Genomic DNA, 25557 nt, shown 5'->3' with positions numbered 1-25557 from the left:
GCCTTTCGCCCGCGCCGCATGGCCATTGGCGCCCTATATGGCGCAGACGCGCGCCAATTGCCAGTATTGCGGTCGCGGTGCATCCCGGAGGACGAACCAATGGCGATCGGCTTGCGGCACAGGGTGGGCGTTGCCGCGCTCGAACTCGAAGGCGACGAACAGGTGCTCGAAATCGGCTGCGGGCCGGGCGTGGCGACCCGCCTTTTGGCAAAAGCGCTGCCGCGCGGCCGCGTGGTGGCGCTCGACCAATCCGCCAAGGCGATCGCCCAGTTGACCGCAGGCGCGAGCGATGAGATCGCCGCAGGCCGCATCGTCCCCCGCACCGCAGCCCTCGAGGACGCCGGACTGGCGCCGCAAAGCTTCGATGCCATCCTCGCCATCAATGTCGATCTCAACCGCCGGCTGGGCGATCGCTGGCCGCGGCTGCTCGCCCGGTTCCTCAAACCCTCAGGCCGCCTCGTCCTTGCCTTCGAGGCGCCACCCGGGTCGCGCAATGGCGATCTTTTCACCCGGAACGCCACCGCCGCCCTGACAGGCTTCGGCTTTTCGGTTTCCGAAACCCGCCATGACGAGGATGGCCAGTCGGTCACCGTGCTGCACGCAGTTTCGACCTGATGGACGGGAGCCGCAGACACACCTATATCTGCGACATCGTAAAGGAGCGGGCCCATGACCGTAACCTTCCAGCTGCCCCCGGCGCTCGAGGCCCGGATCGAGGCCATCATCCACCGCACCGGCCGCAACCGTGATGCGGTGATCGAGGACATACTCACCCAAGGTATCGAGGACGTCGAAGACTATCATCGCGGCGCCGAGGTGCTCGAGCGCATCCGCAACGGTGACGAAGAGCTCCTGAGCGCGTCGGACATGAGGCGCGAGCTTGGGCTGGACGATTGAGTTTTCAGCGAGTGCGCGAAAGTCCTTAAAGAAGCTCGACCGACAGGCCGCGTGCGAGATTCTCGACTATCTCGACGAACGCATCGCTGGATCCGAGGACCCTCGCCGCTTCGGCAAGGCCTTGGTCGGCCCGTTGGCTGGCCTGTGGCGATACCGGGTCCGTGATTTCCGTATCATCTGCTCGATCGAGGATGGTCGCCTGATCGTTCTCGTCCTCGATATAGGCCATCGCAGCGAGGTCTACCGCTGAGCTTTCCTTGACTCCCCCGTCCATGCGGCCTATGAAGCCGCGTTTCCATCAGGCCCAGCCCTGATCCGCCGACCGGGACCCGCAGAGGTATAAAGAGATCCCGGAGGCCAACATCCGCCAGCGCCATGCGCCCGCGGGTGCCCTTGGTGTTTTCGTTTTTCCTCCATCCGGGGGGAAGGCAGGGCCGGTGGAAGCGCCTATATCCGGAAGCGACCCCCGCCTCCGGACAAAGGATGATGAGATGTTCGAAAGCCTTTCCGACCGGCTCGGAAAAATCTTCGAGGGCCTGCGCGGCCGCGGTGCCCTGTCGGAAGCCGACGTCACGGCGGCGCTGCGCGAGGTGCGGCGCGCCCTGATCGAGGCCGACGTATCGCTCGAAGTGGTGCGCGCTTTCGTCGAGCAGGTGCGCGAGCGGGCCGTCGGCGCCGAGGTCACGCGCTCCATCACGCCGGGCCAGCAGGTCGTCAAGATCGTTCATGACGAGCTGGTCGCGGTGCTCGGCGATGCCGCCGTCCCCATCGATCTCAACGCGCCCGCGCCCGTCACCCTCCTGATGGTGGGCCTGCAGGGCTCGGGCAAGACCACCACCACCGCCAAGATCGCCAAGCGCCTCAAGGAGCGGCAAGGCAAGAAGGTCCTTCTCGCCTCCCTCGATACGCGCCGCCCCGCCGCCATGGAGCAGCTCAAGGTGCTGGGCGAGCAGGTGGGCGTGGCAACCCTGCCCATCGTCACCACCGAGGATCCCGTTGCGATTGCCCGGCGTGCGGCGCGCGAGGCGCGGCTCGGCGGCTTTGACGTGCTGATCCTCGATACGGCGGGTCGCACCCATATCGATGAAGAGCTGATGGACGAGACGGCCCGGATCAAGGCCGTTTCCAACCCGCATGAAGTGCTCCTCGTTGCCGATGCGCTCACCGGTCAGGATGCGGTCAACCTGGCGCGCTCCTTCGACAGCCGCGTCGATCTCACCGGCATCGTGCTCACCCGCGTCGATGGCGACGGGCGCGGCGGCGCCGCGCTCTCGATGCGCGCGGCAACCGGCAAGCCGATCAAGCTCGTGGGCGTGGGCGAGCGCATGGATGCGCTCGAGGATTTCCATCCCGGCCGCGTCGCAGACCGCATCCTGGGCATGGGCGACATCGTCTCGCTGGTCGAAAAGGCCGCGCAGACGGTTTCGGCCGAAGACGCCCAGAAGATGGCCAAAAAGCTCAAGAAGGGCGTCTTCGACCTCGAGGATCTGCGCAACCAGTTGCAGCAGATGAAGAAGATGGGCGGCATGGGCGGGCTCATGTCGCTGATGCCCGGCATGGGCCAGATGAAGAAGGCGTTGGCCGGCGCCAATCTCGACGAAAAGGTCTTCGACCGGCAGATCGCCATCATCAATTCCATGACGCTGGCCGAACGCACCAATCCCGACCTGCTCAACGCCAAGCGCCGCATCCGCATCGCCAAGGGCTCGGGCACCAAGGTCGAGGACGTCAACAAGCTGATGAAGCAGCACCGCCAGATGGCGGACATGATGAAAAAGGTCGGCAAGGGCGGGCTCGGCGCGCTTTCGGGCATGCTCGGGGGCAAGATGGGCGGCATGATGCCGGGCGGAATGCCCGGGGGCATGCCCGATCTCTCCAAGATGGATCCCGCCGAAATCGAGCGCATGGCGCGCCAGATGGGCATCGATCCCAAGGCGCTCGACACGAGCGGCCTGCCCCCGCCGCCGGCCCAGCTCACCGAAAAGCTGCCCTCCGATGTCGGCAAGCTGTTGAAATCGGGCTCCGTCCCCGGCCTGCCCGGCCTTGGCGGCGCCCCCCGTTTCCCCGGTCTTCCGGGCCTGGGCACGCCCAGGAAGAAATAACTCATCCCTCAGGACATTTTTCAGGAGAACCCGATGTCCCTCAAGCTCCGTCTCGCCCGCGCCGGCACCAAGAAGCGCCCCTACTACCACGTCGTCGTCGCCGATGCGCGCTCCCCGCGCGATGGCCGCTTCATCGAGAAGATCGGCACCTATGATCCGCGCCTTGCCGACAAGTCGGCCCGCGTCAGCCTCGTGGCGGAGCGCGCCCAGCATTGGCTCGGCGTCGGCGCCCAGCCGACCGATCGCGTCGCCCGCTTCCTTGATGCCGCCGGCCTCCTGAAGCGTGAGCCGCGCAACAATCCCGAGCGCGCCGTGCCCGGTGCCAAGGCCACCGAACGCGCCGAAGCCCGCGCCAAGGCCGCCGAAGCCGCTGCCGCCGCCGGCGACGCCGCCTGATCGCGATGGCGGGGTCAGAAACGCCTGGCAAGGGCGGTCCCATCCCCGCCCGCAAGCTTGTCATGGGCCGCATCGGCGCGGCCCATGGCGTGCGCGGCGAGGTGCGCATCCAGTCCTTCACCGAGGACCCGATGGCGCTGCTCGCCTATAAATCCTTCGAGACCGCGCGCCCCGGCGTGTCGCTCGTGCTCCTGGGTCTCAAGACCGTGGGCAAGGGGCTCGTGGGGCGCTTCCAGTCCATTTCCGACCGAAACGCCGCCGAGCGCCTCAACGGGCTCGAACTGCTGGTCGATCGCTCGCGCCTGCCCGAGGCCGAGGATGAGGACGAATTCTATCTCGCCGATCTCGTGGGGCTCTCGGCCCGGCTGAGCGACGGGCGCAATCTGGGCATGGTGACGGCGGTGCACAATCACGGCGCCGGCGACATCATCGAAGTGGGCGATGCCCGCTCGGGCGACAATTTCCTTTATCCCTTCACCCGCGCCGTCGTGCCCGAAGTCCATATCGCCGAGGGCTATCTCGTCATCGAGCCGCCCATCGAGACCGAGGCCGATCCCGATGAAGCCAACGAGGATGGCTATATCGCCGACGGATCGGACGGAGGGACGGCGGATTGAGCTTTTCCGCCGATGTGGTGACGCTTTTCCCCGAGCTCTTTCCCGGCCCGCTCGGGGCCTCCGTCATCGGACGGGGCCTTTCCGAAGGGCTCTGGAGCCTCAGGACCACGCAGATCCGCGATTTCGCCACCGACCGGCATCGCACCGTCGATGACACGCCGGCCGGCGGCGGCGCTGGCATGGTACTGCGCGCCGACATTCTCGCCCGCGCCATCGACGCCGTCTCTCCCCCCGATGATCCGCGCCCGCGCCTGCTGATGAGCCCGCGCGGCACCCCGCTTGAGCAGAAGCGCGTGCGCGCGCTGGCCGCCGGTCCGGGCGCCGTCATCGTCTGCGGGCGCTTCGAGGGCGTCGACCAGCGCGTCATCGAAGCCCGCGGGCTCGAGGAGGTCTCGATCGGCGATTATGTGCTGGCGGGCGGCGAAGTGGCCGCCATGGTGCTGCTCGAAGCGGTCGTGCGCCTCATTCCCGGGGTGCTGGGCGCCAGCGCCAGCGAAATCGAGGAAAGCTTCGAGGATGGGCTCCTCGAATATCCGCACTACACCCGTCCGGCGCTGTTCGAGGACCGCGAGATCCCGTCCGTGCTCGTTTCGGGCGACCATGGTCGCATCGCCCGCTGGCGCCGGGCGGAGGCCGAAGCCCTGACCCGCGCCCGCCGGCCGGATCTCCTCATCGACCGATCGTCGCCAAAGGCCGGCTGAACGGGCCACCCCAACCGATTGCGTTTCGCTATCAGTGTGCTGTAGCCTCACGCCCAGCGGCGGGGAGGATCAGCATGGCGACGTTCATCTACGCGCTCAACCAATCGCTCGACGGCTATGTCGACCACATGGCCTTCGCGCCCGATCCGGCGCTCTTTGCCCATTTCATCGCCGATGTCGAAGGGCTGGCCGGCATGATCTATGGCCGCACCATGTATGAGATCATGGCCTATTGGGATGAGGATCGACCCGAATGGGACGAGCCCAGATGGGCCTATGCGCGGGCCTGGCGCAACTGCCACAAATGGGTGGTTTCAACCAGCCTCTCCACGGTAGGGCCCAACGCCACCCTCGTCTCGAAAGACGTCGAAGAGACCCTGCGCCGGCTCAAGGCCCAGCGCGACGGCCTCTTCGAGGTGGCCGGGCCTACCCTTGTGGGCCGGCTGTCGGGCACCGGCCTCATCGACGAATATCATATCTACCTCAGCCCGGCGGTCACCGGCGGAGGCACCCGCTATTTCGCGGTTCCGCCGCCCCCGCTGCGCCTCGAAAGCACCAGACGGTTCGGCGAGACCGCGATCCGCCTTGTCTACGTGCCGGCCTGAGGCGCTTTCTCTACCCCCGCCTGCCTTCATGCAACCCAACCGCCGCGCATGACTGGACTTGCGTGCCCGATTGCTCTATAGGCCCGCCCAAGCCGATGGTCTCCGGGACCGGTCGGTGTCTCCGCCAAACAAGACCGGGCGGTCGGGAAACCGGCGAAACGCCCCTGCGAAAAGATCGGAACGATCATGAATATCATCGAACAGCTCAATGCCGAGCAGCTCCAGACGCTGACCGAAAAGAACGCCCGCCCCGACTTCACTCATGGCGATACCGTTAAGGTGTGGGTCAAGGTGCGTGAAGGCGAAAAGGAGCGTCTGCAGGCCTATGAGGGCGTCGTCATCGCCCGCTCCGGCCAGGGCATCATGGAAAGCTTCACCGTCCGCAAGATTTCCTATGGCGAGGGTGTCGAGCGCGTCTTCCCGCTCCATTCTCCCAATGTCGATCGCATCGAAGTGCTGAAGCGCGGCAAGGTGCGTCGCGCCAAGCTCTATTACCTGCGCGATCGTCGCGGCAAGTCGGCCCGTATCTTCGAATCGACCAACGCCCGCACCAAGAAGATCGAGGCCGGCGAGCGCGAGGCCGCACAGGCTGCCAAGTCCGCGCGCGAGGCCGAGAAGGTCGCCGCTGCCGAGGCTCTGGCCGCTGAAAAGGCCGCCGCGGAAGCCAAGACCGAATAAGAACGCGCGCCGGATCGGCTTCCGATCCATCGCAGAGATTGAGAAGGCCCGGTCCCCGCGACCGGGCCTTTGCTTTTTGCCATCAGACCCGAGAAGCCTATCGCAGACACAAAAAGATATTCTGCGATATATCTTGTACCACCCTCCCGTCGTCCCGATCTGTCATTCAGTGACGAAAACGGAGACACGCCATGTATGACAACGGGCACAATTTCGACCCCGAGAACCGCTTCGAGCGCCAGTGGCACCGCTTCGAGCAGCAGGCGCGGCGCGCCCTGCGCGGCATTCCCGGCATGGGCCGGCTCGACTGGGAGGGCTTTTCCGACAATTTCCGTATTGGCCGCATGCTGGCCGGGGGCGATCTCAGGCTCGTGGCGCTCTATCTCATCGAGCAGCAGCCGCGCCATGGCTATGACCTCATCAAGGCCATCGAAGACAAGACCTCGGGCTTTTATGCCCCGAGCCCCGGCGTCGTCTATCCGGCCCTGACCTATCTCGAGGAAGCCGGCCACGTGACCGCCAGCGCCGAGGCAAACAAGCGGCTCTATACCATCACCGAGGCCGGCCGCGCCTATCTCGCCGACAATCGCGAAGCCGTCGAGGCGACCCTCGACTATCTCGGCCGCGTCGGTCGCCGCATGGGCGAGATCAGGCAGAAATTCTCGGAGTTCGACGACAAGCTGCGCCGCGCCCCCGATGCCGACCGGCCGATGGATGGCGTCGTGCCCGAGCTCGACGCCGCCCGCCGCACCGTCAAGTCGGCGCTGCGCGAGGTGCAGTCGGCCGAGGCCGAGACCCAGCGCCGCGCCGCCGCGATCCTCGAAAAGGCCGCCGGCGACATCAGGGCCCTGCGGAGTGCCGCCGAGCCCGATGACGGCATCGATCTCTAGAGCGCTTCACGTTTGGGCTGATGCCCGGCGTTGCAGTCGTCACCCTCCCCCTTTGCGGGGAGGGATCAAGGGTGGGGCGGAGAGCCACCAGACACTCCGTCGATTCACTGGCTCCCATCACCCCACCCCGGCCCTCCCCGTCCAAGGGGAGGGAGGCCGACTGAGAGCTCAGTTCGTCATGAGAGGCGACTCACCCGCAGAGTGAAGCGTTTTGGATCGGCATCGGTAGCCGCGATCACGAGATCGGGCAGCGTACGGGGGAGGCCAAATCGGGCCTCCCCCTCGCCTTCATAAAAATGGTATTGAGGCCCCGAGCCGAAAAAGAGGAGCTCCGGACATGAACAGCATGGCGCCGCTGGCCAGGGACAGGAGTGCCGCCACATCCGGAGTGGTGTCGCGCCTTTCGGGTCTCGTCCGTCCCGACCGGATCATGACCGATCCGCTCTACACCTATGCCTATTCGGGCGATGCCAGCTCCTACCGCCTCATTCCGGCGGTGGTGGTCATCGTCAACACCGAGGCCGAGGTCAAGGCGGTGATCGAGGCGGCCCGCGCCGAAGGCCTGCCGGTCACGTTCCGCGCGGCCGGCACCTCGCTGTCGGGCCAGGCGGTGACCGATGGGGTGCTCGCCGTTCTGGGCGATGGCTGGCGCAAGCTCGTCATCCATGAGGGCGCCGACCAGATCACGCTCGGGCCCGCCATCATCGTGGCCAACGCCAACAAGGCGCTGAAACCCTTCAACCGCAAGATCGGGCCGGATCCGGCCAGCCAGGCCACCTGCAAGATCGGCGGGGTCGTGGCCAACAATTCCTCGGGCATGTGCTGCGGGGTGGCGCAGAACACCTACCACACCATGGCCCGCATCCGCTGCATGCTCTCGGATGGCACGGTGCTCGATTCGGGCGATCCGGCCTCGCGCGAAGCCTTCGCGCAAAAGCGCGGCGACGTGCTCGACGCGCTCCATGCGCTCCATCACGAGGTGATGGCCGATGCCGAGCTCGTGGCGCTCATCCGCAGGAAATACCGCATCAAGAACACCGTGGGCTATTCGCTCAACGCGCTGGTCGATTTCCACGACCCCTTCGACATCCTCACCCACCTGCTGGTGGGGTCCGAGGGCACGCTCGCCTTCACCTCCGAGGTCACCTACAACACGGTGCCCGAGCATCCGTTCAAATCCACCGCGCTCGTGCCCTTCCCCGATCCGCAATCGGCCGGCCGGGCCATCATCAAGATGGCCAATGGCGGGGTGCAGCTGACCACCGGGGTCAATGCCGCCGAATATATCGAGCGCCGGGCGCTGGCGACGGTGGAACACCTGCCCCCCATGCAGCCGCTGCTGCCCTATCTCACCGACACTTCGCCGGCCGTGCTCATCGACGTGACGGCGCCCGATCCCGAAACCCTCGACATCGAGGTCGAAAAGGCCCGCGCCATCCTTGCGAGCGAAGGCGCCGTCCATATCGATTTTTCCACCGACGAGGAGCGCAGCCACGCCCTCTGGGATATCCGCAAGGGGTTTTTCGCCTCGGCCGGCGCCATGCGGCCCAAGGGCACCGCCATGCTCACCGAGGATGTCGCGGCTCCCATCGACCGGCTCGCCGATTTCGTCATCGATTTGCGGCAGCTTCTCGACGACCATGGCTATGAGGATGCGGTGATCTTCGGCCACGCGCTGGCCGGCAATCTGCATTTCCAGATGGGCGATGATTTCTCCAAGCCCGGCCAGGACGAGAAGTTCGACCAGTTCTCCCGCGACCTGTCCGACCTCGTCTCTGTGCGCTATGGCGGCTCGCTCAAGGCCGAACACGGCACCGGCCGCGCCATCGCGCCCTTCGTCGAGGCCGAATGGGGCGCCAAGGCCTATGCCGTCATGCACAGGATCAAGCAGATCTTCGATCCCGAAGGCCTGCTTAATCCCGGCGTGCTGCTCAACGCCGACGATCGCATCCACGTCAAGAATCTGAAGCTCATGCCGCTGGCCGATCCGGTGGTCGATCTCTGCATCGAATGCGGCTTCTGCGAGCCCGCCTGCCCCTCGGCCCAGATGACGCTCACCCCGCGCCAGCGCATCGCGGTCACCCGCGAGCGCGCCCGGCTGCGCCGCACCGGCGAGGATCCCGAACGCCTCAAGGCGCTCGATGATGGCTTCCAGCATGCCGGGCTCGATACCTGCGCGGCCTGCAACCTCTGCTCGCTGCGCTGCCCTGTGGGCATCGAGACCGGCACCATGATCATCGGCGAGCGTGGCCGCCGCCGCGGCGATGCCGGCCATCGCATCGCCAGCCTCGCCGCCGGCAATACCGGGCTCGTCGAAGCCGGCATGAAACTCGGCGTCGGCACCCAGGCGCTCGCCCGCCGCGTGGTGGGCGACGGTCTCGTCGACAGCGTCGCCGACGGCATGCGCCGCGCCTCTGGCCGCCGCATTCCGCGCGTCAGCCGGGCGCTCAGGCCCGGCCCCGGCGCACCGTCCCGAACCCATGCGCTGGCCGATGCGCCACGCGGGGAGGTCGTCTATTTCCCCTCCTGCGCCACCCGCATGTTCGGCGCGCCCGAGCGCATCGAGCTGGCCGATGGCCGGGTGCTGAAGCTCCTGCCCACCCCCGAGGCGATGCTCAAGCTCCTCGAACGGGCCGGCTTTGCGCCCATCATGCCGGCCCATGTCGATGGCGCCTGCTGCGGTCAGCCCTTCACCTCCAAGGGCTTCCCCGAAGAGGCGGCCAGGGTCGGGGGCCGGCTCGAGGCAGAGCTTGCCACCGCCTCGCGCGGCGGTGCCGTACCGGTTCTGACCGATGCCTCGACCTGCGCCAAGCATCTGCGCGAGCATCACAAGGCGGTGCCCGTGGCGGACAGCGCCGAGTTCCTCGTCAGCGAAATCCTGCCCTACATCACCGTCACCACGCCGGTCCCCGTCGTGGCCGTGCACCACAACTGCTCGGCCCAGCGCCTCAAGGAGCAGCCCTCCACCGAGGCGGTCGCTGCCGCCTGCGCCGAGCGGGTCGCCGTGCTCACCTCCATCACCTGCTGCGGCTATGCCGGGGACAAGGGGCTGTTCGTGCCCGAGCTCAACGCCCATGCTACGCGCTTTGCGAAAAACGACGTGCCCGAGGATTGCCGGATCGGCGTCTCGACGGTCTCCACCTGCGCCTCCGGGCTCAGCGAGCATGCCGGGGTGCCCTTCGTGTCGCTCGCCAGCCTGCTCGAGGCGGTGAGCCGGCCCGTATGATCGAAACCACCATCATCGGCCTCGGCGCCCGGGGCGACGGCATTGCCGAAATCGAGGGCGCGCGCATCCACATCCCCTTCGCCCTGCCCGGCGAGCGGGTGCAATTGAGCCGCGACGGTGCGCGCGGCACGCTTGAAGCGCTGCTCACCACAGCACCGGAACGCATCGCGCCCTTCTGCCCCTATTTCGGCAGCTGCGGGGGCTGCCAGCTGCAGCATCTTGCGCCCTCAACCCAGCTCGCCTTCAAGCATGGGCTGGTGGTGGATGCGCTGACCCGTGCCGGGCTCGATACCGAAATCGCCCCGACGCTTCCGGCGCTGGGCGGGCGGCAGCGCGCCACGCTTCATGTGCGCGATGGCAAGGCGGGCTACATGCGCCCGCGCAGCCATGACATCCTCGATATCGAGGCCTGCCCCATCCTCGTGCCCAGCCTTGCCGGGGTGCCTGCAATGGCCCGCGCCTTCGGCCGGCTGGCGGGCGATTGCGAGGTGCATGCGGTCATGGCCGACGGCATCGACCTCGCCATCCGCGCCAAGCGCCGCATCAAGCCCGAAATGCTCGTGGCGCTGGTGCGCAAGCTGCCCGGCGTGGCGCGGCTGGCCTTCAATGGGGAGGTGGTCTACCAGAACGCCGAGCCCTTCTACACCATCGGCCGGGCCCGCGTGCCGCTGCCGGTCGAGGGCTTCCTGCAACCGAGCCGGGAGGGCGAGGCCGCTCTGGCCGGGCTCGTCATCGCCGCACTGCCCAGGGCGAAACGCGTCGCCGACCTCTTTTCAGGCATCGGCACCTTCGCCCTGCGCATCGCCGAAACCGCGCAGGTCTATGCCGCCGATGGCGAAAAATCCGCCATCCTGGCGCTCGAACGCGCCGTGCGCCACACCTCCGGCCTCAAAAAGGTCACCGCCAAGGCCCGCGATCTCTTCCGCGAGCCGCTGGTGCCCGTCGAGCTCAAGGATTTCGACGCCGTGGTCTTTGATCCGCCTCGTGCCGGGGCCGAGGCGCAGGCCCGCGAACTGGCGCGCTCGAAGGTGCCGCTGGTCGTCGGCGTTTCCTGCGATCCGGTCACCTTCGCGCGCGACGCCCAGATCCTGATTGCCGGCGGCTACCGCCTCACCCGCGTCACGCCCGTCGACCAGTTCGCCCATTCCCCGCATGTCGAACTCGTCGGCATCTTCGAACGTTGAGTTCGATGTCTCGGCCACGAGCTGTCTGCTGGCTCAAGCGACATTGACGCCTTCATCCTGAGGTGCTTTGCGTCAAGCAAAGCCTCGAAGGACGAGGGCGGGGTACACCGATCAAGCGCCCTTCTCTCCAGACGGCCTCACCCTGAGGAGCGCCGAAGGCGCGTCTCGAAGGGCGAGGACCCGCCAACTCCCGCTGCCCGGCGATGACCCCAAGGACCCTGAAAATGCCCCCATCGCCAAGCTTTCGCCCCGCCACCACCCACGCCGCGCTCGGGCCCGATTTCTACGATCCGGTCCAGCCCGCCCGTTTCCCCGAGACCATCCTGCGTCACCGCAACCAGCGCTGGGCCGAACGGGTAGGGCTCGGCACCCTCGATGATGGTGAATGGATCGCCCATTTCGGGCGGTTCGCGCCCCTGCCGGGCAGTTTCGACACGCCCCTGGCGCTGCGCTATCACGGCCACCAGTTCCGCAGCTACAATCCCGACCTCGGCGACGGGCGCGGCTTTCTCTTTGCGCAGCTCGTCGATCCTGAGGATGGCCGGCTGCTCGATCTTGCCACCAAGGGCTCGGGCCGCACGCCCTGGTCGCGCGGGGCCGATGGGCGTCTGACCCTCAAGGGCGGGGTGCGCGAGGTGCTCGCCACCACGATGCTCGAGGCTTTGGGCGTCGATACCTCAAAGAGTTTCTCGCTCATCGAGACCGGTGAGGAACTGGAACGCCATGACGAGCCCTCGCCCACCCGCGGCGCCGTGCTCGTGCGGCTCTCCCACTCCCACATCCGCATCGGCACCTTCCAGCGCCTCGCCTATGAGGGCGACACCGCCAATCTCGGGCGGCTGCTCGAGCATTGCGTCACCCATTACCGCCCGGATTGCCGGGGCGCCGATACTGCCGCCACCGCAGCGCTCTTTCTCGAACGCGTCGCCGCCGATGTCGCGCGCACCGGCGCCCGCTGGCTTGCGACGGGCTTCGTGCATGGCGTGCTCAACACCGACAACATCAACATCACAGGCGAGAGCTTCGACTATGGCCCGTGGCGCTTCCTGCCCAGCCATGATCCGGCCTTCACCGCCGCCTATTTCGACGAAACGGGCCTTTACGCCTTCGGCCGCCAGCCCGATACGCTGGCCTGGAACCTGACGCGGCTGGCCGAATGCCTGTTGCCGCTGGGCGATCACGCCGCGCTCGAAGCCGCGCTCAACAGCTTCTGGCCGGGCTTCCAGCGCGAGATGGCCTCAGCCATCCTCGACCGGCTGGCGCTCGTCCCCACCGGACCCGAAGAGGATGCCGAGCTCCTCACCGCGCTCTTTACTGCGCTGTTCGACACCAAAATCGGCTATGAGCGCTTCTTTTTCGACTGGCGCGGCGGCGCCGACGAGCGCGCGCTGTCGGGTCCAGCGGGCGCCATCTACCGCAGCGAAGCCTTCGCGCCGCTCGCCCGGTTGTTGAGGGACCGCGAAGCCTCCCCCTCGGCCAATCTCGATCATCCCTATTTCGCCCGGCCCGCCCCCCGCACCATGCTCATCGACGAGATGGAGGCGCTCTGGGCCCCCATCGCCGCGCGCGACGACTGGAGCGCCCTCGAGGCGGCCTTGGCTGAAATTGAAGAGATGCGGCAGGCCTATGCCGGAACGGCCGCCGCGAAATCCTCGACCCGCCCGGGCAGCAGCGCGTAGAACTGCACGAGCCCCGGCTCGATGCCGGGCGCCAGCACGCGGCAGCGCGCGAGCGGCACGGCGGGATCGGTGCCCGCGCGCAGCGCGCTTACGAGACGCTGGTGCTCGGCTGAAAGCTCGATAAAGCCCTCGCTCGTGGCCAGTGCGCCATCGCCCACCAGCACATGGATCGGCTGGGCGCGACTCTTGCCCTTCAGGTGAATGGCGCCCGCCTCGAGAAAGGCAAAGCCCGCCGCGCCCTGCCGCGTGCCCTCGACCACCACGATATCGTAGCCCACCTGCTTGCAGGCGCCTTCGACGCGGCTTGCGACGTTCACCGTGTCCCCGATGCAGGAATAGTCGAAGCGCGTCTCGAGCCCCATATTGCCCACCACCGCCTCGCCCGTGGCGATGCCGATGCCGATGGCCACCGTATCGCCGGCCCCGAGCCCGAAGCCATCGCTCGCATTAAGCCGCGAAAGCGTTGCCCGCATTCCGAGCGCCGCCTCGCAGGCGAGCCGGGCATGGCCGGGCACGTCGACCGGCGCGTTCCAGAACGCCATGATGGCGTCGCCCATGAACTTGTCGATCGTGCCCGAGCGGGTGACGATATTGCGCCCCAGGGCCGAAAACAGCGTGTTGAGCAGCGCCAGCAGCGGCACCGGCCCGAGCTTTTCGGAAAGCGGGGTGAAACCGCGCACATCCGAGAACATCACCGTCAGCTCGCGCAGATCCCCGCCCAGCTTGAGATCGGCCCCCGATTTCTCGATTTCGGCCAGAAGCGAGGGCGCCACATAATAGCCGAAGGCCCGGCGGATCTGCCGCCGGTCGGCATCGGTGGTGGCAAAGCGGAAAAATGCCATCACGGCATAAACCAGCGTCACCGCCGCCAGCGAGAAGGTGGCATCGACCAGCACGCCGCTCTGCGAAAACAGATACCACGAGGACGCAAAGGTCAGCCCCGCCAGCCCGATCACCGCCACGAGCCCGGCCCGCGGCCCCAGCCGCAGCACCACCGCCACCTGCAAGAGACCAAAGAACGCAAACAGCAGGATTTCGAGCCCCTGCACCCCATCGGTGCGGGTCAGGTACTGGCGCGACAGGATCTGGTCGATGGCCTGCGCATGGATCGACACGCCCGGCACATTGTCGCCCAAAGTCGTCGAATGCAGGTCGAGCAGCCCGCTGGCCGAGGTGCCGAACAGCACGATATGCCCCGACACCAGCGGCGCAAGGCTCTGGTAATCGGCCTCCAGCAACCTGTAGGCCGGCACATAGAGGTCGGGATCGGGACGGCTGTAATAGAGCCAGAGATCGCCCGTCGCCGTGGTGGGAATGGTGAATTCCCCCAGCCGCAACCCCTCCATCCGGCCCGGCTGCCCGACATCGCCCAGAACCACATAGGTGGAAATGCCGAGCGCGATCCGCAGCGTTTCGATCGAAAAGCCCGGGTGCAGCGCCGTGCCGTCGTTCCAGAGCAGTGGCAGGCGCCGCACCGCGCTGACCGCATCCTCGGTGCGCAGGCTCAGCGCCCCGAGCCCTGCGGCGGCGTCCGAAAGCTGCGGCAACGGTACCACTGCGCCAGGCAACAGCGCCAGCGACGGCCGCGGATCGGGCCCCGATACGGCAAAGCCGGCCTTGGGCGGGGGTGGCATCGTCTTTGCGAAGGGGGAGCGCGCAAAGCCGAGGATGCTGGGCGCGCGCCCCAGCGCCTCGGCAAAGATCGCGTCATAATCGGGCAGGGCGGCGGCATCGACCTCGGGCAGCGTCGCCGCGATGCGCGAAGGCGAAAGCCTGTCGGGCTCGGCGAACAGCGCGTCGAACGCGATGGTGGCGGCGCCCATCTCGGTCAGCCGATCGACGATGGTCGCCAGCCGGTCGCGCGGCCAGGGCCATTGCCCCACCGCCGACAGCGACGCCTCGTCGAGATCGATGACGCGGATGGGCCAGCCCGGGCTCTCCCGGGGCTTGGCCCGCTGATAGGCATCGAACGCGATCTCGCGCAGGGTGGCGACCGGATAGGGATCGGCCACCCGCAGCAGCGTCAGCCCGAGCACGAGAGCGACGCCGATCAGCGCCGGCAGAAATCGGCGCCGGATCATGCGTCAGGACCCGCCGGCACTCAGCCGCACGAATACTCGTAGAAGGAGCAGGAATTGTAGTCATCGACCGGGGCATCGCCATCGCCCAGTATCGTGTCCAAGGCCGGAACGTCCTCGGAAGCCGGGCGGTTGAGGCAGCGTAGCGCGCTGTCGAAGCGGAATTCCGACATCAGCCCGCTCTGGTTGACGGCATAGAGGAACTGGCTCCGCAGGTCGGCGCGGGCCTGCCCGGTGATGGCATCGGGATGCCCGAGCACCTGGGCCAGTGCGGTATCGAAGCTGCCCAGATCGCAGGTCTCGGTCAGCTCGGCGCACTGCCCGCCGGCATTGCACATCTGCACGCCGCCCGAAAACAGCAGCACCTGGGTATTCTGCGGGGTCACGACGAAGTCGAATTCGGTGCCGCGCACACCGATGGTGCCGGTGGGCGTCGAGATCTGGTAGCGATCCTTGGGGCCGGTTCCGGTGGCGAAACGGAAGGTGCCGGCCAGCGCATTGACCGACAGCTTGCCGATGGAGTTGTCGGCGCGCAGCAGATAATCGTCGATCACCAGCGCCGAGCGCGGGCCCACCACCAGCTCGGTCTGGTCGGCGAACTTGATCTGCACGAGGCCCTTGTCGCCGGTTTCCACCCGGTCGCCGATGAACACGTCCGATCCCACCACCAGCTGGCGGGTCTGGTTCTGGATCGTCGCGGAGGCTTGCGGATCAACCCCCCGCGCCGTACCGGTGGCCGACTGGGCCAGCACGGGCGATGCCAAGAGCATCAGCGCGGTGCCGGCAAGAGCGGGAAGCAATCTGGAAAACATGAGGGGCCTCATTGAACGGCGCTGCAACGGGTGCGGGACCCCTGCGCGCGGATCAGCGTGCCGGGTGCCTGCCAGAAAAAACCTGAACCATGGCTGAACACTAACACCATTGTGGCGCTCAATTCAAAGACAGACTGCTTGCGCAACGCATCGGGCGCTGCCAGCATCATCCCATGGGCGCCGTCGGCACAGCCACGCCGCCATCTTGCCATGCGCGCCGTCCCGGCCCGCACCCGCTGAAGGAGGAACCCTGCGCCGATGATCGCCACGGTCTTCATCCTGTTCCTCGGCCTCGAGATCAAGCACTACGTCGCCGACTATTTCCTCCAGCCCGGCTGGATCCTGGCCGGCAAGGGCGATCTCAGGCATCCAGGCGGCTATGTGCATGCCGGCATCCATGCCGGCCTTTCCGGCCTCGTGCTGCTCGCCGCTGCAACGCCGCTGCCCGTGCTGGTCGGCCTGGTGCTGGCCGAATGGGTCGTCCATTACGGGCTCGACTATGCCAAGATCCACTACTCCAAGGGCGTCCATGTCGACGGCAACCCCCGCCGCTTCTGGGTGCTGCACGGGGTCGACCAGGTCGCCCACCAACTGACCTATGCCGCCATCATCTACGCCGTGCTCGCGGCCAAGGGTTTTGCCTGAAATCGGCCCCGTCCGATGCAAGAGGTGTCTTCGGCACCTCACCCAGGTCCTCATCCTGAGGCTTCGAGGCGACCCACAAGGTCCGAGCGCTCCTGTGGATCGACTGGCGCGCAAGGTCTTTTTCGTAAGTGGCAGATGTCCTCATCCTGAGGAGCCCCGCAGGGGCGTCTCGAAGGACGAGGACCGGGCACAAATCCCTCGGCTCCTGCGTCCCCTCTCCCTTTGGGGGCTTCGAGCCGTGCCGCAGGCCAAATCGCTCCGGCGGAGCGATTTGAGGGGAGAAGGCCAGAGAGCTATGCTCGAATGGCGTGAGAGCCAGGGTGAGGGGGCCTTGCCCCACGCGAGATCGCGAGGCCCCCTCACCCGGCGCTCCGCGCCGACCTCTCCCCCAAAGGGAGAGGTGAAGGGCGCACCAGCCCCTGCCACCGTCGTTCCTGCGAAAGTGTAGTGTTCCGTTTGGGCTGAGGGTGCGATCAACAGAGGTTCCTGCATTCGCAGGAACGACGGGTGTGCAGGTGGCTAACCCGGCGCGCCCAGCCCCATGGTTCGAGACGCGGCCAAGGCCGCTCCTCACCATGAGGTCTCTCTATGGTCCGCGCCCGTATGCAGACGACCCGACGATCAGGCCACCCCAGCCCCTATTTCTTCTTGCCGGCCTTTTCCTCGGGCTTTTTCACCAGCTGGGCGAGGATACGGTCGACGAGGTCGAGATCCTCGCGCTTGCCGGCCGCCTGCTGCTGCAGGTCCACAAGGTACGATGTGGTGTAATAGAGCCGCCGCGCCAGGAGTTGGGCCACATGCAGCGCGATCTCGGGCCGCGAGCCGAGAAAATTGAGCGCATCCTCGATCACATAGGCGCGCACATCGCTCAGCGCCTTCACATTGGCGCTGTAGGGCATGTCGAGCAGCACCGACATTTCGCCGAACAGCGAGCCCGGTTCGTCGACATAGCTCACCTGCGTGTCCTTGCGCAGCACCTCGACCTGGCCTTCGATCAGCACCAGCAGCTGCCCATCGCGGCCGCCCTCGGGCACCATCAGTTCGCCGGCCTCGAAGCTCCTGACTTCGCGTCCTTCGCAATAGTCCAGAATATCGGCCATGTCCTGCAACCCCCGCACCGTGCCCCGCCACCCCGATTAGTGCCCACCACGCAGGCCGGCGTCAATTGATCCCTTGCGGAGGACCGGAGGGCAGGGCGCAAATCCGTGCAGAAATACAACGGCACGGGCGCAACGAAGGCCGCATGCAAAAGGGGCCGGCGCGAGCCGACCCCTTTCATAGATGCGATGCCGGCGATCAGCGCCGGCTGTCGATCAGTGATTGTCGCGCGGTACGCCGTTGGTCTGGGCGATCTTCTGGTAGTTGACTGCCGGCTTCAGCACGCCGCCATTGCCGAGCTGGTCGACCAGCCCGCGCTGGATTTCCTGCCACGGGGTCTGGTGGGCGGGATATTTGTAGCCGCCCCCGGCCGCCAGCGCCGCCCGCCGCTCGGCGATTTCGGCGTCGGAGATCAGGATATTGGCCGAGCCCTTGTTGAGGTCGATACGCACCCTGTCGCCCGTGCGCAGGATGGCGAGATTGCCGCCGGCCGCCGCCTCGGGCGAGGCGTTGAGGATCGAGGGCGACCCCGACGTGCCCGACTGCCGGCCATCCCCGATACAGGCCAGCGCATGCACGCCCTTTTCGATGAGATAGGCGGGGGGCCGCATGTTCACCACTTCGGCCGCGCCGGGATAGCCGATGGGGCCGGCCCCGCGCATGAACAGCAGCGTGTGCTCGGTGATCCCGAGGCTCGGGTCATCGATGCGGTGGTGGTAATCCTCCGGCCCGTCGAAGACCACCGCCGGGCCCTCGAAGGCCTCCGGATCATCGGGATTGGAGAGATAGCGCTCGCGGAATTCGGGCGAGATCACGCTGGTCTTCATGATGGCATTGTCGAAGAGATTGCCGCGCAGCACCACGAAGCCGGCGCGCTCCATCATCGGGGTGTCGATGGGGCGGATGACCTTGTCGTCCTGCACAATGGTATTGCGGCAGTTCTCTCCGATGGTCCTGCCATTGACGGTCATGGCGCCTTCGCGGATCAGCCCCTTGCTCATCAGCTGGTTGACCACCGCCGGCACGCCGCCGGCATGGTAGTAATCCTCGCCCAGATATTCGCCGGCCGGCTGCATGTTGACGAGGAACGGCACGTCATGCCCGATCGTCTGCCAGTCGTCGATCGAAAGCTCCACGCCCATGTGGCGGGCGATGGCGTTGATGTGGATCGGCGCATTGGTCGAGCCGCCGATGGCCGAGGTCACCACGATGGCGTTCTCGAAGGCTTCGCGCGTCATGATGTCGGAGGGCTTCAGATCCTCATGCACCATGTCGACGATGCGCTTGCCGGTGCGCCACGACATTTCCTGCCGGTCGCGATAGGGCGCGGGGATGGCGGCCGAGCCGGGCAGCTGCATGCCCAGCGCTTCGGCCAGCGAGTTCATCGTGGTGGCCGTGCCCATGGTGTTGCAATAGCCCGTTGAGGGGGCCGAGGTCGCCACGAGGTCGATGAAGTCCGAATAGCCGATCTCGCCGGTGGCGAGCATTTCGCGCGCTTTCCACACGATGGTGCCCGAACCGGTGCGCTCGCCCTTGAACCAGCCATTGAGCATCGGCCCCACCGAGAGCGCGATGGCGGGAATATTGACCGTCGCCGCCGCCATCAGGCAGGCCGGCGTGGTCTTGTCGCAGCCGATCGTCAGCACCACCCCGTCGATGGGGTAGCCATAAAGCACCTCCACGAGGCTGAGATAGGCGAGGTTGCGGTCGAGCCCGGCGGTCGGGCGTTTGCCGGTTTCCTGGATCGGATGGATCGGGAACTCGAGCGGAATGCCGCCGGCTTCGCGAATGCCGTCGCGCACGCGCTGCGCCAGCACGATATGATGGCGGTTGCACGGGGAAATGTCGGACCCGGTCTGGGCGATGCCGATGATCGGCTTGCCCGACATCAGCTCCTCGCGCGACAGGCCGAAATTGAGATAGCGCTCGAGATAAAGCGCCGTCATGTCGGCATTGTCGGGATTGTCGAACCAGGCGCGTGACCTGAGCCTGCGGGACGCGGCCCCGTCCGTGCTCCCATGTGCGCCAGTGCCGCTCGTCATCTTGGTCTCCATGTGCATTCCGCAGTGATGTGCAGTCAGAGTGTCGGGCCCCTCGGTCCGCTGCGCCAAGCCATAGCGCAAATCGCGCCCGAGCAGGAGCGGATTCGTGCGCCCTCGCGCCCGTCCGGTCAGTGCCTGAGGGTGCTTTCGCGCACCTGCAGCGACACATCGAGCAGCACCCGGTTGCGCACGCTGTCGCCATTTTCGAGCCGGGCGCGGATCATCCTGCCGGCAATGGAACCGATTTCATAGGCCGGAATCCGCACCGACGTCAGGGGCACGTGCATCTGCTTGGAAAATTCGAGGTCCCCGCAGCCAGCCACCGCGATGTCGCGCGGCACGCGCAGGCCGCGATTGCGCGCCTCGAGCAGGCCGCCGACCGCGAGGGTGTCGGTGGCAAAGAACACAGCGTCGCAATCGGGTATGGCGTCGAGGATCTGCGCCATGGCATCGCGGCCCCGGCCCACCGACTGGCTGTCGGGCGTTTCGACCACCATCACCGGCTCGACCCCCTTGGCCGCCAGCCCCTCGCGGAACCCGGCGAGCCGCTCGGGCGCCCGCCCGTCGAGCCGCCCGGCATAAGCGATGCGCTTGAAGCCCTGCTCGATGAAATGCTCGGCCACCAGCCGCCCGCTCTCATGGAGCGAGATGCCCACCTGCATGTCGATGGGGTCGTCGCGATAATCCCACAGCTCCACCACCGGCAGGTTGAGCTGGGAGACCGTCTCGCGCAGTTCGGGGCTGCGAACGAACCCCATGAACATCATCGCGGCCGGCTGGAAGGGCAGCACCGAGCGCAGCAATTCCCCCTGCGCCGAGGCGGCCAGCCCGCTCTGGCCCATCAGGATATGATAGCGGCTGCCCTCGATGGCATCGGCGGCCCCCTGCATGGCGGTGGCGAAATGCTGGTTGCGCAGATTGTAGATGAACACCGAGATCATCGAGGATCGGCCCGAGCGCAGGCTCGAGGCCAATGTATTGATGACATAGCCGGTCTTTTCGACCGCCTCTTCCACCTTGCGGCGGGTTTCGGGACGCACCTTGTCCGGCGTATTGAGCGCCCGCGAGACTGTTATCGGGGATACGCCCGCGACGCGCGCCACATCCTCCACGCGCACCGTCTTGCCCGAACCCGACCGCTGCACCGCCACAATAGATCGCCTTTTTTGAATCCGCTCATCCAATAAGCTATTGTATTGCTTGGCTTCGCGAGAATGCCAAGAGAAATTGACGAATTTCGTAACGGCAGGGACCAACGCAGCTGCTGGCAGGCCCGCGCGAATCGTCTTAAGCGGAGGCGGGCTCGTGAGGGGCCCGGACCGAGGAGATGAGCATGACGATCGAGCGGCTTCAGCCGGGCAAGCGCATGAGCCAGGCCGTGCGCCACAATGGTGTGGTGTATCTCGCCGGCCAGGTGGCAAAAGACTATAACGGCACCATCGAGCAGCAGACCCGCGAAGTGCTCGACGCCATCGACACGCTTCTGGCCGAGGCTGGCACCGACAAGTCGCGCGTGCTCACCTGCCAGGTGATCCTCAACAACATCGCCGATTTCGCCGCGATGAACACCGTCTATGACGCGTGGATCGACCCGGCCAATCCCCCGGCCCGCGCCTGCATCGAGGCTCGCCTCGCCCATCCGGCGCTCAAGGTCGAGATCATCGCCGTCGCGGCGCTCGACTAGGTCCGTGCAAGGGGCGGCATCGCATGGGCGGCCCTAAGGACGATGATGGCGGACACGGCGGCGGCTGCTGCGGCCCCGTGCCTCCACTCCGCCTGCCCGATGCGGCTGCGCGCCCGAGCGCGCCGGCCGTCCCCGCTGCCGCCCGAACACAGGGCATCCCCGACCGCTTCGTGCGCCTGCCGCCCGGCCGGGCCCGCATCGGCACCGATCATCCGCTTCTGGCCATCGATGGCGAAGCCCCCTTGCGCGAGCAGCGCGTCGGCGGTTTCGCGATCGATCCCTTCACCGTCACCAATGCCTGGTTCGGCCGGTTCGTCGCCGCAACCGGCTATGTCACCGAGGCCGAGCGGTTCGGCTGGTCCTTCGTCTTCTACCTGCTGATGCCCGAGCATCTGGGTCCGACCCAGGGCGTCGTCGGTGCCACATGGTGGCGCAACGTGCCGGGCGCCGATTGGCGCCACCCCGAAGGTCCGGGCTCCTCCATCGCGGAGCGCGAGAACCATCCCGTCGTGCAGGTCTCGCTCAACGATGCGCGCGCCTTCTGCCGCTGGGCCGGGGCGCGCCTGCCCAGCGAGGCGGAATGGGAACACGCCGCGCGCGGCGGGCTTTCAGGCGATGTCCGCTATCCCTGGGGCGATCGCGAGCCCGACGATCTCGACTTCATGCCCTGCAACATCTGGCAGGGCGCCTTCCCCGAGCGCAACACCAGGGCCGATGGCTATCTGGGCACCGCGCCCGTCGATGCCTTCGCCCCCAATGGCTACGGGCTCTACAACATGTGCGGCAATGTCTGGGAATGGTGCGACCAGCCCATGCGCATCCGCTCCAACAAGAAGCTCCTGCGCCAGGCCGACGAGGATGTGGTGAAAAAGGGCTTCTACCTCACCAAGGGCGGCTCCTATCTCTGCCACCGCTCCTATTGCCATCGCTACCGCATCGCCGCGCGCACCGGCAACACGCCCGACAGCGCCACCGGCCATATCGGCTTCCGCGTGGTCTACGACCTCCCGTGAGCCTGGTCATCCCACATAGCGGGATAATGTCGCCCGCAGCGTCGCTCGAAGACAAGAAGTTCCGCCGAACGCCCTAGCAAATCAATATCAGCCACCCAAAGCTGCGGCTTTTGCGCGCTGCGCCCGTTGACACGATCGTTCGTTCCGGTAGACAGTTCCGCATAGCGGGAGTTTGTCCGCCTGTCTGCGGTGTGGTCCACAAGAGACCAGCCGCTTCCGAACGAGGGAGATCTACCTGATGCTCAAGCGCATCCTCGCCGGCCTTGCGGTCGGTGCCGTCAGCGCCATTGCCCTGTCCAGCGCCGTTACGGCGCAGGAATTCACGCTCCGGCTGCCCAATGTCGATCCGCCCTATTCGTCTGTGGGCGAGCTGCGCTACCCCAACCACATCTACGCCATGATGCGCACCTTCGAGGATGCGCTCGAGGGCCTGTCGGGTGGCCGCATCGCCGTCGAGCTCTATCCCAATGGCACGCTGGGCGACCTGCGCGAGAACGTCGAATCCGTGCAGGCGGGCATTCTCGAGGCGGCCACCCCCAATGAGGGCACGCTGTCGGGCTTCTTCCCCAAGATCCAGGTGCTGACCGTCCCCTACGTCTTCTCCAACCCGGTCGTCGCCTGGGAGGTGCTCGATGGCCCCTGGGGCAAGGCGCTGTTCAAGGAGATGACCGAGACCACCGGCATCCGCGCTGTCGCCGTGGGCGAAAATGCCGGCTTCCGCATCTGGGCCAACAATACCCGCCCCGTCGCCGGCCCCGCCGACATGTCGGGCCTCAAGATCCGCACTATGGAAATCACCGCCCATCAGGAGATGGTCAAGAGCCTCGGCGCCTCCCCCACCGCCATTCCGTGGCTCGAAGTTTATGGCGCGCTGCAGACGGGCGTGGTCGATGGCGCCGAGCTGCCCATCATCGGGGCCCTGCAGCAGAACCTGCAGGAAGTGCTCAAATACGCCACCATCGACCAGCACGTCTATTCGCTCGGCTTCATCGTGGTCTCCGAGCAATGGTTCCAGAGCCTGCCCGATGACCTCAAGCAGGCCGTGATCGTCGCCGGCAAGCAGGCCGAGATCGCCGGCCGCGGCGTCTCGCAGGCACTCGTGGGCGATGTCACCTCCGAATTCCGCAAGCGCGGCGTCGAGGTCACGGTGGCAAGCCCGGCCCAGCAGGCCGAGTTCAAGGCCACCGCCCAACCCGGCGTCATCACCTGGGCCTCGGGCCAGTTCGGGCAGGATTACGTCACGAGCTTCCTTGATGCCGTCGAGGCGGCCGAGGCCGAACTCGCCAGCTTCTGATCGCGCTCCGGCCGGCGCCGCTCTTCCTTCATCAGGAAGATCCGGTGCCGGCCCGACCGCTCCTGCGGCCAAGGGGGAAGGCCATGCGGCTCTTTTTCAAATTCGCCGATGCGCTTCTGGCGCTCGCCAAGCTCATGACCATCCTGATCATGGCGGGCATGACCATCTCGGTGCTGATCGGGGTGTTCTTCCGCTATGTCATCCCCCTGCCCATGGCCTGGCCGCCCGAGGCGGCCCGCTTCATGATGGTCGCGGTCACCATGTTCGCCTCGAGCATCGCCATCCGCCAGCTCGAGCATGTGGGCATCACCATCATCGTTGATGCGCTGCCGCGCGCGTTGCGCACCGGGCTCTACCTCCTCGGCATGGCGCTGACGGCCGCCTTCCTCGTCGTCTTCATCGCCTTTAGCTATCGCCTCACCTTCGAGATGGGCCCTCGCCAGATCTCCTCCTCGCTCGGGCTCTCGATGGTTGCCGCCTATGTCGCCATGCCGCTGGGCGGGGTGATGATGCTGGTCCAGCTCGTCGCCGCCACCATCGAGGCCATGCGCCGCGCCCGCGCCGGGCAATCGCCCTTCGTCGCCGGCAGCGGCATCAGCTGAGTTCAGGGACCAGTTTCGCCATGCTCATCGCCGGCCTCGTCTTCGTCATCCTGCTCGTCATCGGCCTGCCCATCGCCTTTGCCGTCGGCATTCTCTCCACCGGGCTGATCTTTTCGGCCGGCGGCATGAATTTCCTCATGCTGGTGCCCCAGCGCATGTTCGCCGGGCTCAACGTCTTCACCATCATGGCAATCCCCTTCTTCTTTCTCGCCGCCGAGCTGATGACGGCGGCAAAGATCGTCGAGGACCTGATGGAGTTCGCCGACGCCGTCGTGGGGCGGCTGCGCGGCGGGCTTGCCCATGTCAACGTTCTGGCCAGCGCCTTTTTCGCCGGCATTTCGGGCTCGGCCATCGCCGATGTGGCGAGCCTCGGGGCCATCGAGATCCGCGCCATGGAAGCCCATGGCTATGACAAGCGCTTTGCCGCCGCCCTCACCGTCGCCTCATCGCTGATCGGGCCGATCATCCCGCCCTCGATCATCATCATGCTCTATGCGTCCATCGCGCAGGTCTCGGTGGCCGCGATGTTCCTAGCCGCCTTCGTCCCCGGCCTGCTGCTCACCGCCCTCTTGATGCTCTTGGTCGCCTATCTCGCCAAGAAGAACAATTTCCCGCGTCGCGAGCACCGCATCGCCCCGCGCGAATTCCTCGCCATCTCGCTGCGCGCCGGCGCCGCGCTCGCCATGCCCGGCATCATCATGGGCGGCATTCTCTCAGGCATCTTCACCGCCACCGAGGCGGCGGCCGTGGCGGTGCTCTACGTCCTTCTCATCGGGCTTTTCGTCAAGCGCACGCTGACCTTCAAGATGATTCCCGGCTGCCTCCTGCGTGCTGGCATCATGACCTCGGTGATCTTCATGGTGCTGGCCACCGCCAGCATCTTCGCCTGGTTCATCGGCCTCGAGCGCCTGCCCGAGCGCATGGCCGGCGGCCTTCTGCTGATCACCTCCGACCCCACCATCCTGCTGCTGCTCATTGCCGGCATGCTGATCCTTGTCGGCATGTTCATGGATGTGGGCGCCGCCCTCATCGTCATGGCCCCCATTCTCGCGCCGGCCGCCGTCAGCGCCGGCATCGATCCCATCCATTTCGGCATCGTCATGTCGCTGACCCTCGTGATGGGGCTCGCCACCCCGCCCGTCGGCCCGTGCCTCTTTGCCGCCGCCAGTGTCAGCCGCCTCAAGATCGAGAGCATCAGCCGCGCCATGCTGCCCTTTTATGCGCTGCAGATGCTCTTTCTGCTGATCCTCATCCTCGTGCCGCAAATCTCGCTGACGCTGCCGCAGCTTATGGGTTACATCCGCTAGGCCTACC

At 66.6% G+C, this 25557-nt stretch carries 25 protein-coding genes; 19 read left to right on the top strand and 6 right to left on the bottom strand.

Features of this window, described 5'->3' with window-relative positions; translation table 11 throughout:
• Positions 1–99: 99 nt before the first annotated feature.
• The 13 genes from BT183_RS11960 (at position 100) to BT183_RS11900 (ending at position 12975) form a co-directional block, all read left to right on the top strand.
• Positions 100–615, top strand: a complete 516-nt coding sequence (locus tag BT183_RS11960) for a class I SAM-dependent methyltransferase (RefSeq protein ID WP_072343201.1) — start codon at positions 100–102, stop codon at positions 613–615.
• Between the two features lie 54 nt (positions 616–669).
• Positions 670–897 (top strand): type II toxin-antitoxin system RelB family antitoxin, encoded by a 228-nt coding sequence (gene relB / locus BT183_RS11955; protein ID WP_072343199.1) that lies wholly within the window; start codon positions 670–672, stop codon positions 895–897.
• Positions 881–1147 carry a type II toxin-antitoxin system RelE family toxin gene (locus BT183_RS11950; RefSeq protein ID WP_072343197.1) on the top strand — a complete coding sequence of 89 codons (267 nt, stop codon included), beginning with the start codon at positions 881–883 and terminating at the stop codon, positions 1145–1147. Before relB ends, BT183_RS11950 begins: the two co-directional genes overlap by 17 nt.
• Positions 1148–1388: 241 nt before the next feature.
• Positions 1389–2999 (top strand): signal recognition particle protein, encoded by a 1611-nt coding sequence (ffh, locus tag BT183_RS11945; protein ID WP_072343194.1) that lies wholly within the window; start codon positions 1389–1391, stop codon positions 2997–2999.
• Positions 3000–3032: 33 nt separating this feature from the next.
• Positions 3033–3395, top strand: coding sequence for a 30S ribosomal protein S16 (gene rpsP, locus BT183_RS11940; protein WP_072343191.1), 363 nt, complete (start codon positions 3033–3035; stop codon positions 3393–3395).
• 62 nt (positions 3396–3457) lie between these two features.
• Positions 3458–4012 carry a ribosome maturation factor RimM gene (gene rimM / locus BT183_RS11935; protein ID WP_244545321.1) on the top strand — a complete coding sequence of 185 codons (555 nt, stop codon included), beginning with the start codon at positions 3458–3460 and terminating at the stop codon, positions 4010–4012.
• A complete protein-coding gene (gene trmD, locus BT183_RS11930) occupies positions 4009–4713 on the top strand; it encodes a tRNA (guanosine(37)-N1)-methyltransferase TrmD (protein WP_072343186.1) in 705 nt (234 codons plus the stop codon). The genes rimM and trmD overlap by 4 nt, the downstream gene beginning before the upstream one ends.
• Positions 4714–4787: 74 nt before the next feature.
• Positions 4788–5318, top strand: a complete 531-nt coding sequence (locus tag BT183_RS11925) for a dihydrofolate reductase family protein (protein ID WP_072343184.1) — start codon at positions 4788–4790, stop codon at positions 5316–5318.
• Between the two features lie 186 nt (positions 5319–5504).
• A complete protein-coding gene (gene rplS, locus BT183_RS11920; protein ID WP_072343181.1) occupies positions 5505–5996 on the top strand; it encodes a 50S ribosomal protein L19 in 492 nt (163 codons plus the stop codon).
• A gap of 191 nt (positions 5997–6187) precedes the next feature.
• Positions 6188–6886 (top strand): PadR family transcriptional regulator, encoded by a 699-nt coding sequence (locus BT183_RS11915; protein ID WP_143145776.1) that lies wholly within the window; start codon positions 6188–6190, stop codon positions 6884–6886.
• A gap of 337 nt (positions 6887–7223) precedes the next feature.
• Positions 7224–10112 carry an FAD-binding and (Fe-S)-binding domain-containing protein gene (locus BT183_RS11910; protein ID WP_084603483.1) on the top strand — a complete coding sequence of 963 codons (2889 nt, stop codon included), beginning with the start codon at positions 7224–7226 and terminating at the stop codon, positions 10110–10112.
• Positions 10109–11296, top strand: a complete 1188-nt coding sequence (locus BT183_RS11905) for a class I SAM-dependent RNA methyltransferase (RefSeq protein WP_072343179.1) — start codon at positions 10109–10111, stop codon at positions 11294–11296. The genes BT183_RS11910 and BT183_RS11905 overlap by 4 nt, the downstream gene beginning before the upstream one ends.
• A 224-nt stretch (positions 11297–11520) precedes the next feature.
• Positions 11521–12975, top strand: a complete 1455-nt coding sequence (locus tag BT183_RS11900) for a protein adenylyltransferase SelO (protein ID WP_143145775.1) — start codon at positions 11521–11523, stop codon at positions 12973–12975.
• On the opposite strand, the gene BT183_RS11895 is transcribed toward BT183_RS11900, so the two are convergent.
• From BT183_RS11895 to BT183_RS11885, 3 genes are read right to left on the bottom strand one after another with little or no spacing between them, the layout of a single operon-like run.
• Positions 12921–15056 (bottom strand): CHASE2 domain-containing protein, encoded by a 2136-nt coding sequence (locus tag BT183_RS11895; protein WP_072343174.1) that lies wholly within the window; start codon positions 15054–15056, stop codon positions 12921–12923. The two genes, BT183_RS11900 and BT183_RS11895, sit on opposite strands and share 55 nt — an antisense overlap.
• 20 nt (positions 15057–15076) lie before the next feature.
• The gene (locus BT183_RS11890) at positions 15077–15865 is read right to left on the bottom strand and encodes a FecR family protein (protein WP_072343171.1); all 789 of its coding nucleotides are present in this window, start codon (positions 15863–15865) and stop codon (positions 15077–15079) included.
• A gap of 8 nt (positions 15866–15873) precedes the next feature.
• Positions 15874–16134 carry a hypothetical protein gene (locus BT183_RS11885; RefSeq protein ID WP_143145774.1) on the bottom strand — a complete coding sequence of 87 codons (261 nt, stop codon included), beginning with the start codon at positions 16132–16134 and terminating at the stop codon, positions 15874–15876.
• On the opposite strand from BT183_RS11885, the gene BT183_RS11880 reads away from it, so the two are divergent.
• Positions 16124–16510 carry a DUF3307 domain-containing protein gene (locus tag BT183_RS11880; RefSeq protein ID WP_072343167.1) on the top strand — a complete coding sequence of 129 codons (387 nt, stop codon included), beginning with the start codon at positions 16124–16126 and terminating at the stop codon, positions 16508–16510. The two genes, BT183_RS11885 and BT183_RS11880, sit on opposite strands and share 11 nt — an antisense overlap.
• A 638-nt stretch (positions 16511–17148) precedes the next feature.
• Here the strand turns inward: BT183_RS11880 and BT183_RS11875 are convergent.
• The 3 genes from BT183_RS11875 to BT183_RS11865 all read right to left on the bottom strand — a co-directional run bounded on the left by BT183_RS11875 (position 17149) and on the right by BT183_RS11865 (position 20801).
• A complete protein-coding gene (locus BT183_RS11875; protein WP_072343165.1) occupies positions 17149–17610 on the bottom strand; it encodes a Crp/Fnr family transcriptional regulator in 462 nt (153 codons plus the stop codon).
• A gap of 213 nt (positions 17611–17823) precedes the next feature.
• Positions 17824–19650 carry an IlvD/Edd family dehydratase gene (locus BT183_RS11870; protein ID WP_072344684.1) on the bottom strand — a complete coding sequence of 609 codons (1827 nt, stop codon included), beginning with the start codon at positions 19648–19650 and terminating at the stop codon, positions 17824–17826.
• Between the two features lie 128 nt (positions 19651–19778).
• The gene (locus tag BT183_RS11865; protein ID WP_072343163.1) at positions 19779–20801 is read right to left on the bottom strand and encodes a LacI family DNA-binding transcriptional regulator; all 1023 of its coding nucleotides are present in this window, start codon (positions 20799–20801) and stop codon (positions 19779–19781) included.
• Between the two features lie 182 nt (positions 20802–20983).
• Between BT183_RS11865 and BT183_RS11860 the strand changes: the two genes are divergently transcribed.
• From BT183_RS11860 to BT183_RS11835, 5 genes are all read left to right on the top strand, one after another.
• The gene (locus BT183_RS11860; protein WP_072343160.1) at positions 20984–21334 is read left to right on the top strand and encodes a RidA family protein; all 351 of its coding nucleotides are present in this window, start codon (positions 20984–20986) and stop codon (positions 21332–21334) included.
• A gap of 23 nt (positions 21335–21357) precedes the next feature.
• Positions 21358–22347 carry a formylglycine-generating enzyme family protein gene (locus BT183_RS11850; protein ID WP_084603480.1) on the top strand — a complete coding sequence of 330 codons (990 nt, stop codon included), beginning with the start codon at positions 21358–21360 and terminating at the stop codon, positions 22345–22347.
• Between the two features lie 238 nt (positions 22348–22585).
• Positions 22586–23641 carry a DctP family TRAP transporter solute-binding subunit gene (locus BT183_RS11845; RefSeq protein ID WP_072343154.1) on the top strand — a complete coding sequence of 352 codons (1056 nt, stop codon included), beginning with the start codon at positions 22586–22588 and terminating at the stop codon, positions 23639–23641.
• A gap of 83 nt (positions 23642–23724) precedes the next feature.
• A complete protein-coding gene (locus BT183_RS11840) occupies positions 23725–24243 on the top strand; it encodes a TRAP transporter small permease (RefSeq protein WP_072343152.1) in 519 nt (172 codons plus the stop codon).
• A 20-nt stretch (positions 24244–24263) separates the two neighbouring features.
• Positions 24264–25550 (top strand): TRAP transporter large permease, encoded by a 1287-nt coding sequence (locus BT183_RS11835; protein ID WP_072343149.1) that lies wholly within the window; start codon positions 24264–24266, stop codon positions 25548–25550.
• The last annotated feature ends 7 nt before the right edge of the window (positions 25551–25557 follow it).

Source organism: Devosia enhydra, from assembly GCF_900119845.1.
Classification (GTDB): Bacteria; Pseudomonadota; Alphaproteobacteria; order Rhizobiales; family Devosiaceae; genus FPKU01.
Note: the sequence above shows the minus strand (reverse complement) of the source record. Positions and strands in the feature narration are given on the sequence as shown.

Coding starts and splice junctions, on each gene's coding strand:
- ffh (WP_072343194.1), top strand. CDS start 1,389: ATGTTCGAAAGCCTTTCCGACCGGCTCGGAAAAATCTTCGAGGGCCTG.
- BT183_RS11860 (WP_072343160.1), top strand. CDS start 20,984: ATGACGATCGAGCGGCTTCAGCCGGGCAAGCGCATGAGCCAGGCCGTG.
- BT183_RS11875 (WP_072343165.1), bottom strand. CDS start 17,610: ATGGCCGATATTCTGGACTATTGCGAAGGACGCGAAGTCAGGAGCTTC.
- rpsP (WP_072343191.1), top strand. CDS start 3,033: ATGTCCCTCAAGCTCCGTCTCGCCCGCGCCGGCACCAAGAAGCGCCCC.
- BT183_RS11925 (WP_072343184.1), top strand. CDS start 4,788: ATGGCGACGTTCATCTACGCGCTCAACCAATCGCTCGACGGCTATGTC.
- BT183_RS11845 (WP_072343154.1), top strand. CDS start 22,586: ATGCTCAAGCGCATCCTCGCCGGCCTTGCGGTCGGTGCCGTCAGCGCC.
- BT183_RS11835 (WP_072343149.1), top strand. CDS start 24,264: ATGCTCATCGCCGGCCTCGTCTTCGTCATCCTGCTCGTCATCGGCCTG.
- BT183_RS11915 (WP_143145776.1), top strand. CDS start 6,188: ATGTATGACAACGGGCACAATTTCGACCCCGAGAACCGCTTCGAGCGC.
- BT183_RS11960 (WP_072343201.1), top strand. CDS start 100: ATGGCGATCGGCTTGCGGCACAGGGTGGGCGTTGCCGCGCTCGAACTC.
- rimM (WP_244545321.1), top strand. CDS start 3,458: ATGGGCCGCATCGGCGCGGCCCATGGCGTGCGCGGCGAGGTGCGCATC.
- BT183_RS11900 (WP_143145775.1), top strand. CDS start 11,521: ATGCCCCCATCGCCAAGCTTTCGCCCCGCCACCACCCACGCCGCGCTC.
- BT183_RS11850 (WP_084603480.1), top strand. CDS start 21,358: ATGGGCGGCCCTAAGGACGATGATGGCGGACACGGCGGCGGCTGCTGC.
- BT183_RS11870 (WP_072344684.1), bottom strand. CDS start 19,650: ATGACGAGCGGCACTGGCGCACATGGGAGCACGGACGGGGCCGCGTCC.
- BT183_RS11895 (WP_072343174.1), bottom strand. CDS start 15,056: ATGATCCGGCGCCGATTTCTGCCGGCGCTGATCGGCGTCGCTCTCGTG.
- BT183_RS11890 (WP_072343171.1), bottom strand. CDS start 15,865: ATGTTTTCCAGATTGCTTCCCGCTCTTGCCGGCACCGCGCTGATGCTC.
- BT183_RS11910 (WP_084603483.1), top strand. CDS start 7,224: ATGAACAGCATGGCGCCGCTGGCCAGGGACAGGAGTGCCGCCACATCC.
- relB (WP_072343199.1), top strand. CDS start 670: ATGACCGTAACCTTCCAGCTGCCCCCGGCGCTCGAGGCCCGGATCGAG.
- BT183_RS11840 (WP_072343152.1), top strand. CDS start 23,725: ATGCGGCTCTTTTTCAAATTCGCCGATGCGCTTCTGGCGCTCGCCAAG.
- BT183_RS11905 (WP_072343179.1), top strand. CDS start 10,109: ATGATCGAAACCACCATCATCGGCCTCGGCGCCCGGGGCGACGGCATT.
- rplS (WP_072343181.1), top strand. CDS start 5,505: ATGAATATCATCGAACAGCTCAATGCCGAGCAGCTCCAGACGCTGACC.
- BT183_RS11880 (WP_072343167.1), top strand. CDS start 16,124: ATGATCGCCACGGTCTTCATCCTGTTCCTCGGCCTCGAGATCAAGCAC.